The 10,803-nt window shown below is 70.0% G+C and carries 8 protein-coding genes; 6 read left to right on the forward strand and 2 right to left on the reverse strand.

Annotation, left to right across the window (positions count from 1 at the left end; all coding sequences use genetic code 11):
- Nucleotides 1-28: 28 nt before the first annotated feature.
- Entirely contained in the window at nucleotides 29-1,210 is a 1,182-nt protein-coding gene (locus VD964_RS02515; protein WP_324865219.1) for an acetyl-CoA C-acyltransferase family protein, read from the forward strand.
- Nucleotides 1,211-1,448: 238 nt separating this feature from the next.
- Here VD964_RS02515 and VD964_RS02525 read toward each other — a convergent pair whose 3' ends face one another.
- Nucleotides 1,449-3,353, reverse strand: a complete 1,905-nt coding sequence (locus tag VD964_RS02525; RefSeq protein WP_414637090.1) for an aldehyde dehydrogenase family protein — start codon at nucleotides 3,351-3,353, stop codon at nucleotides 1,449-1,451.
- Between the two features lie 63 nt (nucleotides 3,354-3,416).
- Between VD964_RS02525 and crtI the strand changes: the two genes are divergently transcribed.
- Genes crtI through VD964_RS02550 form a run of 5 tightly spaced genes read left to right on the forward strand, consistent with a single transcriptional unit; the run spans nucleotide 3,417 to nucleotide 9,629 of the window.
- A complete protein-coding gene (gene crtI, locus VD964_RS02530) occupies nucleotides 3,417-4,970 on the forward strand; it encodes a phytoene desaturase family protein (protein WP_324865223.1) in 1,554 nt (517 codons plus the stop codon).
- The gene (locus VD964_RS02535) at nucleotides 4,967-6,520 is read left to right on the forward strand and encodes a phytoene desaturase family protein (protein ID WP_324865225.1); all 1,554 of its coding nucleotides are present in this window, start codon (nucleotides 4,967-4,969) and stop codon (nucleotides 6,518-6,520) included. The genes crtI and VD964_RS02535 overlap by 4 nt, the downstream gene beginning before the upstream one ends.
- A 15-nt stretch (nucleotides 6,521-6,535) precedes the next feature.
- The gene (locus VD964_RS02540) at nucleotides 6,536-7,369 is read left to right on the forward strand and encodes a lysophospholipid acyltransferase family protein (RefSeq protein WP_324865228.1); all 834 of its coding nucleotides are present in this window, start codon (nucleotides 6,536-6,538) and stop codon (nucleotides 7,367-7,369) included.
- Nucleotides 7,366-8,511: a glycosyltransferase gene (locus tag VD964_RS02545; protein ID WP_324865230.1), complete on the forward strand. Its 1,146-nt coding sequence runs from the start codon at nucleotides 7,366-7,368 to the stop codon at nucleotides 8,509-8,511. The genes VD964_RS02540 and VD964_RS02545 overlap by 4 nt, the downstream gene beginning before the upstream one ends.
- The gene (locus tag VD964_RS02550; RefSeq protein WP_324865232.1) at nucleotides 8,508-9,629 is read left to right on the forward strand and encodes a sulfotransferase; all 1,122 of its coding nucleotides are present in this window, start codon (nucleotides 8,508-8,510) and stop codon (nucleotides 9,627-9,629) included. Before VD964_RS02545 ends, VD964_RS02550 begins: the two co-directional genes overlap by 4 nt.
- 4 nt (nucleotides 9,630-9,633) lie before the next feature.
- On the opposite strand, the gene mazG is transcribed toward VD964_RS02550, so the two are convergent.
- Nucleotides 9,634-10,443 (reverse strand): nucleoside triphosphate pyrophosphohydrolase, encoded by an 810-nt coding sequence (gene mazG / locus VD964_RS02555; protein WP_014188351.1) that lies wholly within the window; start codon nucleotides 10,441-10,443, stop codon nucleotides 9,634-9,636.
- Nucleotides 10,444-10,803 lie beyond the last annotated feature (360 nt).

A 10,803-nucleotide genomic window follows, 5' to 3' on the forward strand; every position in this document is an offset into this window, starting at 1 on the left:
CCCCTCCGCCCGAGAAGTGGACCCAACCATGCAGAACGACATCGTCATCGTCGGCGCCGCCCGCACCGCCATCGGCGGTTTCGGCGGCACGCTGAAGGATGTGCCGCTGACCCAACTCGCCACCGTCGCCGTCAAGGCGGCGCTGGAGCGCTCCGGCGCCGCGGCGGACGCCATCGGCCATGTGGTGATGGGCAACGTCATCCCGACCGAGACCAACGACGCCTATCTCAGCCGCGTCGCCGCCATCGACGCCGGCATTCCGATCGAGGTGCCGGCCTTCAACGTCAACCGGCTCTGCGGCTCGGGCCTGCAGGCCATCGTGTCGGCGGCGCAGGCCATTGCGCTCGGCGACTGCGAGGTCGCCATCGGCGGCGGTGCGGAATCGATGAGCCGCGGCCCCTATTTCGTTCCCAGCGCCCGCTGGGGCACCCGTCTCGGCGACGGGGCGCTGGTCGACTACATGAACGGCATTCTGCACGACCCCTGGCAGAAGATTCACATGGGCGTCACCGCCGAGAACGTCGCCGCCCGCTACGGCATCGACCGCGAGGCGCAGGACGCCTTGGCGGCGGAAAGCCAGCGCCGCGCCGCCCGCGCCATCGCCGAGGGCCGCTTCAAGGACCAGATCATCCCGGTAGAGATCCCGTCGCGCAAGGGCACCATCGTCTTCGACACCGACGAGCATGTCCGCGGCGACGTGACCGCGGAGGGCTTGGCGAAGATGAAGCCGGTCTTCAAGAAGGACGGGTCGGTCACCGCCGGCAACGCCTCCGGTCTCAATGACGGCGCCGCCGCCGTGGTTCTGGCCGACGCCCGCCGCGCCCAGGCGCTGGGGCTGAAGCCGCTGGCCCGTCTGGTCGGCTACGCCCATGCCGGCGTCGAGCCCGACTACATGGGCATCGGCCCGGTCCCGGCGACCCGCAAGGTGCTGGAGCGCACCGGCCTGTCGGTCGCCGACATGGACGTGATCGAATCGAATGAGGCCTTCGCCGCCCAGGCCTGCGCCGTGATACGCGAACTGGATTTCGACCCGGCCAAGGTGAACCCGAACGGCTCCGGCATCTCGCTCGGCCACCCGGTGGGGGCGACCGGCGCCATCATCACGGTCAAGGCCATCCACGAACTGCACCGCATCAGCGGCCGCTATGCCCTGGTGACCATGTGCATCGGCGGCGGTCAAGGCATCGCCGCCGTGTTCGAGCGGGTGTAAAGGACATTCGTGGCGATCAATGCCCTCTCCCGCCCCGGGAGAGGGAGGGGACCCACGTAGTGGGGAGGGTGAGGGGGGAGCCAAGAATCCCGAAGCGCATGATTCCCTGGTTAACCCCTCACCCTTCCCTCTCCCGGGGCGGGAGAGGGAGACAGAGTGGCTCTTGCGTCAGGCCGCCGCCACGATCAGGACGGCGGCGGCCAGCGCTACGGCATCCTCCAGCAGGGCGGCCGGGCGGTCACGGCCGAAGGCGGCGGCCATGCGCATCCGGGCCGCATAGCCGAGCAACGTTCCGGCAACCGCCCCGACGCCCCCCGCCACCAGCCCGCCGATCCAGATTCCCGCATCGGCCCCGATGGCGGCACCCGCTATGGCCCCGCCGGCGATGCGGCTGGCGAAGGGGAAGGGCAGCTTGCGGCTGGGGGTGGTGGGCAGCTTGTCGACGATCAGCTCTACCACCGCCATCGCGGTAAAGACCCAGGGCGACACCGGGTGCCCCAGAAAGAACAGCCAGCTGCCGGACACGTCCAGCCAGCCGGCATAGGCGGCCCAGCTGACCGCAGCCGGGGCGAGCAGGGTGCGCGAACCGGCGACGGCGCCGATCAGAAAGGCGAGGATCAGGGCAAGCATCGGCAGGGCGGTCCATCAGGTTGTCATTATGGATCGAGCATAATGACTTAAGGCGTCGGCGCACCGCCTGGACCAGCCGCCGCATGGCACCCGCGCGGGTGCCGGGTCCGCCATGGAGCAGGCGCAGAGCCGCCAGCATCAGCGCCTCGTCGTCGTCGCGCGGCGGGTCGAAATGCGGGCGCTGCCGCCCGGTGCGGACGCAGACGGCCTTCACCTGCGTCATCTCCAGCAGCCCTTCCGCCCCGCGGGTGACGCCCCAGCCGCTGGCATGGCGTCCGCCGAAGGGCAGGCGCGGGTCGGCGGTGGGCACGATCAGGTCGTTGATCGTCACCGTTCCGGCATCAATCCGGCGGGCCAGCGCCCGCGCTTCCGTCTCCGGTCCGAAGACCGAGGCCCCCAGCGCATAGGGGCTGAGCGCCGCGCCGGCCAGCGCCTCCTCCATGTCGCGCACGGGGACCAGCGACAGGACAGGGGCGAACAGCTCCTCGCGCAGCAGCGCCATCTCCGGCCGTGCATCGGCCAGCACCAGGGGTGCCATCCCCGGCCCATCCTTTTCCGGCAGCCCGGTAAGCGCGCGGGCGCCTTGCGCCACCGCGTCCCGCGCGAGCACTGCGAGCCGGCGCAAGGTCGGTGCCGGAACCGGCGCCGGCGGTATGGAAGCGGCATGGCGCCCCACCGCCTTCTCAAGCCCCGCCGCCATGTCGCGCGGCACGAAGACCCGCCGCGGCGCGATGCAGGTGGCGGAGCCGTTGAGCCGCAGGCCGAAGGCCAGGGCGCGGGCGACGCCCTCCACATCGGCGCCCGGCAGCACGAAGACGGCGTCGTTGCCCGACAGCTCCATGGTCGAGGGCACCAGATGGCGGGCGAGCCGTTCCGCCACCGCCCGTCCGGTGCCGGCCGATCCGGTCAGAACCAGCTTGTCGATCCCGGCCTCTATGGCATCGCCCACCGCATCGGCGGATTCATCCAGCACCCGGAACAGCCCATCGGGCAGGCCGCATTCCGCCAGCCAGCCCGCCAGCAGGTCCATCGGCGCGCGGCATCCCGGCGCCGGCTTGACCAGCAAGGCATTGCCGGCGGCGAGCGCCTGGACCGCCTGCACCCCCGGCAGCAGCAGCGGGTAGTTGGACGGCCCGACGATCAGGACCGTGCCGAAGGGCTCCCGCCGCACCTCCGCCTCCACGCCGAACAGCCAGACCGGCCGGCCGCGCCACCCCAGCCGCCGCGGCGCCAGCAGCCGGGCGGCCTCGCGCTCCAGAAAGCGGCAGGCTTCGGCCAGCGGCAGGATCTCGGCGCTCACACTCTCCGCCGCCCTCCGGCCGGGACGCGTCGCCAATGCCTGCACGAGGTCCTCGGCATTCGCCGCGATCCTGCGGCGAAGTCCGTGAATGACCGCAAGTCGCGATGAAATATCGGCGGCGGACCATCGCTCCCGGACTTCCGGCGATGGCCTAATCACCTCATAGGACCAAGGGATTACGACTGTAGAGGTGGGGATGTTGTTGTGATCCATTTCCGACTTAGCTTCGTAACCGTCACGATAGAAGTCGGCAACGCAGGAGCGTTTGGCAAGCGGATGGAACGACAAGTCGTGATCATCGGTGCAGGACCGGGCGGATTGGCATCCGCGATGCTCCTGGCGCTCACCGGTGCCAAAGTGACGGTGCTGGAACGGCAGGACCGCGTCGGCGGCCGGTCGGCCGGCTTCTCCATGGATGGATACCGGTTCGACAGCGGTCCAACCTTCTTCCTCTATCCCCGGATTCTGGAGGAGATCTTCGAGGCCTGCGGAAGCCGGCTGTCGGACGAGGTCGATTTGATCCGCCTGGACCCGCTCTACCGGCTGGCTTTCGAAGGTGGCGGGGAACTGCGGGTCCATGCCCAGATGAAAGCGCTGATGGCGGAGATCGCCAAGCTCAGCCCGCGCGATGCCGACGGGTTGCCGCGCTTCCTGGCCGACAACCGGACGAAGATGGAGCGCTTCCGCCCGGTGCTGGAATCGGACTTCTCCAGCCCCTGGGCGCTTGCGACGCTGCCGATGCTGAAGGCGCTGGGCAAGCTGTCGCCGCACCGCTCCGTCGACCGCGACCTCTCCCGCTACTTCCAGGATCCGCGCATCCGCCTCGCCTTCTCGTTCCAGAGCAAGTATCTGGGCATGTCGCCTTTCCGCTGCCCCAGCCTGTTCACCATCCTGTCCTTCCTGGAGCACGAGCACGGCATCTTCCACCCCCGCGGCGGGACGGATGCGGTGATGTCGGCGATGCGCCGCGTGGCCGAAAGCCTGGGCGTCACCGTCCGCCTGAACGAGACGGTGCGCCACATCAAGTTCCAGGGCCGCCGAGCCGTTGGCGTGCGGACGGAAGCCGGCGACTATCCCGCCGATGCGCTGGTCATCAACGCCGACTTCGCGAAGGCGATGACGACGCTGGTGCCCGACGATCTGCGCCGGCGCTGGAGCGACGCGCGGCTCGCCACCAAGAAATTCTCCTGCTCCACCTTCATGCTGTACCTGGGCATCGAGGGCAAGGTGGACGGGCTGGACCACCACACGGTCTATCTGGCGAAGGATTACGCCCGCAACCTCGCGGAGATCGAGGAATGCCGGGAATTGCCGCGCGAGCCGTCGATCTATGTGCAGAACGCCTGCGTCACCGATCCCGATCTGGCGCCGCCCGGCGGCAGCACGCTCTACATCCTGGTGCCGGTCGGCCACCAGCGCGGCCATATCGACTGGAAGGCCGAGGCGCCGCGCTACCGCCGCGCCGTGCTCGATCGGCTGGCCGGCTTCGGGCTGGGCGACATCGAGCGCCGCATCCGTGTGGAACGGGTGGTGACCCCGGCCGACTGGGAAAGCCAGTTCGCGGTGCATCGCGGCGCCACCTTCAATCTGGCGCACAGCCTCGACCAGATGCTCCACCGCCGTCCGCGCAATCGCTTCGAGGATCTGGACGGCGTCTATCTGGTGGGCGGCGGCACCCATCCCGGCAGCGGTCTGCCGGTCATATTCGAAGGTGCACGCATCACGTCGCGGCTGCTGGCCCAGGAACTGGGTCTGCCGACACCGTGGCGCACGAAGACCATGGGTTTGTCCGGCATGCTGCGGCAGGCCGTTGCAGGGGGGATGGCATGACGGATCGGATCGCGGTGATCGGCGGCGGGCTCGGCGGGCTGGCGTCGGCGGTGGTGCTGGCGGCGCGCGGGCACAAGGTGACCCTGCTGGAAAAGAACGCCTGGGTCGGCGGCAAGGCCGCCGTGCTGGAAGAGGGCGGATTCCGCTTCGACATGGGGCCGACCATCCTGACGGTGCCGCGCGTCCTGCGCCGCATTCTGGAAGAGGCCGGCTGCGACCTCGACCGAGAGCTGGAGATGGTCCGCCTGGAGCCGCAATGGCGCTGCTTCTTCGACGACGGCACCGTGCTGGACCTGTCGGAGGAGATCGGCAAGATGGCGGCCGAACTCGACCGTCTGGCGCCCGGACGCGGGGCGGGGGAGGGCTATCGCCGCTTCCAGGCCCTGTCGGAACGGCTGCACGGCATCTCCGAACGCTTCTTCTTCTGGAAATCGGTGGAGGATCTCGGCGATACGCTGAACTTCCGCAACAGCCTGAATGCCGGCACCCTGTCGGACGTCCTGGCCCTGCGCATGGGCAGCACGGTGGCCGGCACCATCCGCGGCCATGTGCCGGACGCGCGGGCGGCGCAGATGCTGGACCACTTCACCCAATATGTCGGTTCCTCACCCTACGGGTCCCCGGCGGTGCTGTGCGCCATCGCCCATATGCAGACCAACGACGGCGTCTGGTATCCGATGGGCGGCACCCGCGCTGTGCCCGTCGCGCTGGAACGGGTGGCGCGCCGGCTGGGCGTGGAGATCCGCACCAACACCGGTGTCCGCCGCCTGCAGGTGGAGGGCGCCCGCGCCGTGGCGGTGGAAACCGATGCGGGCGAGCGCATCACGGTGTCCGCCGTGGTGTCCAACATGGATTCCGTCCGCACCTATCAGGAGCTGGTCGGAGGGGCGCCGGCCAAGCGCTTCGCCAAGCGCCGCAGCTACGAGCCGGCCTGCTCGGGCGTGGTGTTCTACCTGGGGCTCGACCGCGGCTACGACCATCTGCTGCACCATGACTTCGTCTTCTCCCGCGACCCGGCGGAGGAGTTCGACTGGATCTACCGCCGTGGCGAGCCGGCACCCGACCCGACCTGCTATATCGCCGCCCCCGCCCGCACCGAGCCGGGCGTCGCTCCGCCGGGGGGCGAGGCGCTGTATGTGCTGGTCCATACCCCCTATCTGCGCCCGCATCACGACTGGAAGCGCATGCTGCCCGAGTACCGCCGCGTGGTGTTCGACAAGCTGAAGCGCACCGCCGGCATGCCCGACCTGGAGGACCGCATCCGGGTGGAGCATGTGCTGACCCCGCAGGACATCCACGATCGCTACAATGTGCTGAACGGCGCCATCTATGGCTTGGCGAGCCACGGCCGCTTCATGGGCGCCTTCAAGCCGGGCAACCGCTCCCGCGATGTCGAGGGCCTGTATCTGGCCGGCGGCGCCGCCCATCCGGGGCCGGGCATGCCGATGGTGCTGATGTCCGGCTGGATCGCTGCCGACAGCCTCGACCGCGACCTGCGCGGCGGGATGCAGGACGGCGCCGAAGCCGACGCCACGCGTGCCGTGGCCTGAGGAAGGCGGCGGGCGATGATGGACGATCCGGTCGCGTTACGGTCGCCGGCGCTCTGCCGCTTCTTCGGCGGCATCATGGCGCGGCGGATGCGGCGTGATTTCCACGCGGTGCGGCTGGCCCGGCCGGGCTGGCCCGTTCTGCCGCCCGACCGGCCGGTCATCGTCTATCTGAACCATCCCTCCTGGTGGGATCCCGCGCTGCTGATCGTGATGGGGACCACCCGCTACCGCGACCGGCCGGGCTATGGGCCGATCGATGCGGCGATGCTGCGCCGCTACCGCTTCATGGCCCGCATCGGCCTGTTCGGCATCGAACCCGGCCGGGCGGGCGCCGTCGCCTTCCTGCGCAGCGGCGAACGCATCCTCGCCGATCCGCGCTCCATGCTGTGGATCACGGCGGAAGGCGCCTTCACCGACCCGCGCCGCCGCCCGGTCAGCCTGCGGCCGGGCATCGCCCATCTGGTCCGCCGGGCGCCCTCGGCCCTGGTGGTGCCGCTGGCGGTCGAATATCCATTCTGGGACGAAAGCACGCCGGAGGCGCTCGCCCGCTTCGGCGAGCCGATGGAGGCCGCGTCCTTCGGCGAGCGGCCGGTGGCGGACATCGCCCACGCGCTGGAGCGGCGGTTGGAGGACGTGATGGACGCGCTGGCGCTCGACGCCCAGAGTCGCGACCCTGCCCGGTTCCTGACGCTGATCGACGGTACCGCCGGGGTCGGCGGCGTCTATGACCTGTGGCGCAGGGCGCGCGCCTGGGCCGGCGGGCGGGCCTTCTCCCCGGCCCATGGCGCCGGATCGCGCGAGGAACGGCCTGAGGAGCGGGCACTGGGGCAGGAGGTGCGCCGGCCATGAGCATCGTCGAGTGGATCGCCGCCGTCAGCCTGATCCTGGCTCTGCTGCCGCTGGGGCAGGGGATGGTCAACCTGCTGCTCTACCGCCGCCCCAAGGCCGCGCCGCCGCCGGGAAGCGCCGTCAGCATCCTGATTCCCGCCCGCAACGAGGAGGCGACCATCGCCGCCGCGGTGGAAGCTGCACTCGCCAGCCGCGGCGTCGAGGTGGAAGTCGTCGTGCTGGACGACCACTCCACCGACCGCACCGCGGAGATCGTCCGCTCCATCGCCGCGCGCGACCCGCGCGTCCGGCTTGAAAGCGCGCCGCCGCTGCCGCCGGGCTGGTCGGGCAAGCAGCATGCCTGTCAGGCGCTCGCCACGCTGGCGCTGCATCCGGTGCTGCTGTTCCAGGATGCCGACGTGCGGCTGTCGCCCGATGCCGCCCGCCTGACCTGCGGCGCCCTGCTGTCCGGCCGGCATGGTCTGGTCAGCGGCTTCCCGCGGCAGGAGACCGGGACGCTCGCCGAAGCGCTGGTGATCCCGCTGATCCATGTGCTGCTGCTGGGGTATCTGCCGATGCTGGGGATGCGGCGGTCGGGCGACCCGCGTTTCGGCGCCGCCTGCGGCCAGCTGATCGCGGTGCGGCGGGAGGCCTACTGGAAAGCCGGCGGCCATGCGGCGATATCGGCGTCGCTCCATGACGGGGTGACGCTGCCGCGCGCCTTCCGCCGGGCGGGGCAGGGGACCGACCTGTTCGACGCCACCGGCCTTGCCCGCTGCCGCATGTATCGCGGCTGGCGGGAGGTGTGGTCCGGCTTCACCAAGAACGCGACGGAGGGGATGGCGACGCCGGCCGCCCTGCCGGTTTGGACGCTTCTGCTGTTCGGCGGCCACGTCCTGCCCTGGATCCTGCTGGGCTGGGCGGCGCTGGACCCGCTGCCGGACGAGGCTGTCGTCATGGCCGGATTGGCGGCGGCGGCGGGATTGCTGTTCCGGCTGCTGCTGCTCGTCCGCTTCCGCCAGAGCGTCGTCGGCGCGCTTCTGCACCCCATCGGCATCCTGATCATGCTGGCGATTCAATGGTCGGCGCTGCTGCGCGCCCGCCATGGCCGGCCGTCGGAGTGGCGCGGGCGGGCCTATCCGACCGGACCGGGGGCGTCATGACTCCCTGGCTGCGCCGCCGCGCCCACCGCATCTTCCACCCGCTGGCCGGCGCCGACGCAGCGACGCTGGCGACGGTGCTGGCCAAGGGCGGCGGGGTGGGGCCGCTGCATCTGCACCGGGTGGTGACCGCAGCCGGCGCCGCGGCCATTCGCGCGCCGCTGGACCTGCTGGAGCAGCGGCGCGTGCAGCGGCTGGCTGCACAGGGCAGGGAGCAGGGCAGGGCGGCACCGCCGCCGCTGTTCATCCTCGGCCACTGGCGCAGCGGCACCACCCATCTGCTGAACCTGCTGGCACAGGACGAGAGATTCGCCGCCCCCGACCCGCTGGCGGTCGGCCTGCCCTGGGGCTTCCTCGGCCTCAGTTCCTTCTGGCGTTCGCGGCTGGAGGCCTGGCTGCCGCCCGACCGCATCATCGACCCGATGCCGATCGACCCGACTGCTCCGCAGGAGGACGAACTGGCCCTGGCGCTGATGCAGCCGCTGTCCTACTACCACGGCATCTTCTTTCCCAGGCACCTGTACCGCGCCTTCCGCCAGGGCGTGCTGTTCGAAGGCTGCCGTCCGGAGGCCGTCGCGCTATGGCGCCGCCGGATGGACCATTACCTGACCAAGCTGCAGCTCTATTCCGGCAGCCGGCGCCTGCTGATCAAGAATCCGGCCCACACCGCAAGGGTGGGGGAATTGCTGGCCCTGCGCCCCGATGCGGTCTTCCTCCACATCCATCGCGATCCCTACGAGGTCTTCAGTTCCACCCGCCGCATGCTGCTGACCCTGCTGCGGGAGTTTTCGCTGCAAAATTACGATCCGCGGGCGGTTGACGGGCTGGTGCTGGACCTCTATCCCGCGATCATGGCGCGGTTCGATCGCGACCGGGCGCTTCTGCCGCCCGGCCGGCTGGTGGAAATCCGCTATGACCGCTTCATCGCCGATCCGCTGGAAACGCTGCGCCACGTCTATGACGGACTAAACCTCGGGCCCTTCGAGCCGGTGCAGCCGCGTATGGAGCGCTATCTGGCCGGCGTGCGCGATTACCGGCGGGCACGGCACGATCTGGAGGACCAGGCCCGCCGCGCGGTGCGCCGGCAGTGGGCCTTCGCCTTCGACCGCTGGGACTATTGACGGCTCAGGATTCGCCGCGTTCCTCGCGCTTGGCCTGCTGCCACAGCGCTTCCATCTCGTCCAGCGTGGCGTCCTGCGGCTTGCGGCCCTCGGCCGACAGCAGCGCCTCGATCCGGTGGAAGCGGCGTTCGAACTTGGCGTTGGTGCCGCGCAGCGCCGTTTCCGGCTCCACCTTCAGGCGGCGGGCAAGGTTGACCAGCGCGAACAGCAAGTCGCCCAGTTCGTCCGCCACCCGGTCCTGCGCCGATCCGGCGTCCATCTCCGCCCGCAGCTCCCGCACTTCCTCCTCGATCTTGTCGAGGATGTCGCGGGCGTCGGTCCAGTCGAAGCCGACCCGCGCCGCGCGGTTCTGCAGCTTCAGCGCGCGGGTCAAGGCGGGCAGGCCGGCGATCACGCCCTCCAGCGCCGACGGCGCCCGGCCTTCCTCCGCCGCCTTGGCCGCCCGTTCGGCCGCCTTGTGGTCCTCCCAGCGCGAGGTCTGCTGGTCGGAGGATTTCACCTCTTCCGGTCCGAAGACATGGGGGTGGCGGCGGATCATCTTGTCGGTGATGACGCCGGCGACCTCGTCGAAGTCGAACAGGCCTTCCTCGCGCGCCATCTGGCTGTAATAGACGACTTGGAACAGCAGATCGCCCAACTCCTCGCGCAGGGCGACCTTGTCGTCCTTCTCGATGGCGTCGGCGACCTCATAGGCCTCTTCGATGGTGTGCGGTGCGATGCTGCGGTAGGTCTGCTCCAGATCCCACGGGCATCCGCCGTCGGGATTCCGCAGCCGCGCCATCACGTCGAGCAGCCGGTCGATGTTGCGGGTCATGACTTGCGGTCTCCGGATACGGGGAGGGAAAGTCCGCGACGATAGCGGACAGGGACGGCCGGGGGAAGTTGCGCGGATCGGACACTGACATTCTCACTGTGCGGGCATTCCCACTTTGCGGGCACACACAATGTTGCAACCGGATAGAAATGTCAGTGGTTTGCGCAAAGTAGGACTGTCAGTAGGTCAGGCTTAGGCTTGACGGTGTGTCGGGGGGGCCGGCCTTTTTCGGCATATCTGGCATGGATGCGTTTGGGATCGGCTCGGCGGCGCGGTCAAGCCCCATCGCCGCTTCGCGGTGCGCCGCAGGCGCAGGGCTTGACGGCGGCGACGATCGCCGAGCCATCATCCTGCTGCCAG

The organism is Azospirillum sp. (genome assembly GCF_035628975.1).
Classification (GTDB): domain Bacteria; phylum Pseudomonadota; class Alphaproteobacteria; order Azospirillales; family Azospirillaceae; genus Azospirillum.

Excerpts from the sequence above, each read along its gene's own strand:
- VD964_RS02525 (WP_414637090.1), bottom strand. The coding sequence starts at position 3,353 with ATGGATCACAACAACATCCCCACCTCTACAGTCGTAATCCCTTGGTCC.
- VD964_RS02545 (WP_324865230.1), top strand. The coding sequence starts at position 7,366 with ATGAGCATCGTCGAGTGGATCGCCGCCGTCAGCCTGATCCTGGCTCTG.
- VD964_RS02540 (WP_324865228.1), top strand. The coding sequence starts at position 6,536 with ATGATGGACGATCCGGTCGCGTTACGGTCGCCGGCGCTCTGCCGCTTC.
- VD964_RS02550 (WP_324865232.1), top strand. The coding sequence starts at position 8,508 with ATGACTCCCTGGCTGCGCCGCCGCGCCCACCGCATCTTCCACCCGCTG.
- crtI (WP_324865223.1), top strand. The coding sequence starts at position 3,417 with ATGGAACGACAAGTCGTGATCATCGGTGCAGGACCGGGCGGATTGGCA.
- mazG (WP_014188351.1), bottom strand. The coding sequence starts at position 10,443 with ATGACCCGCAACATCGACCGGCTGCTCGACGTGATGGCGCGGCTGCGG.
- VD964_RS02515 (WP_324865219.1), top strand. The coding sequence starts at position 29 with ATGCAGAACGACATCGTCATCGTCGGCGCCGCCCGCACCGCCATCGGC.
- VD964_RS02535 (WP_324865225.1), top strand. The coding sequence starts at position 4,967 with ATGACGGATCGGATCGCGGTGATCGGCGGCGGGCTCGGCGGGCTGGCG.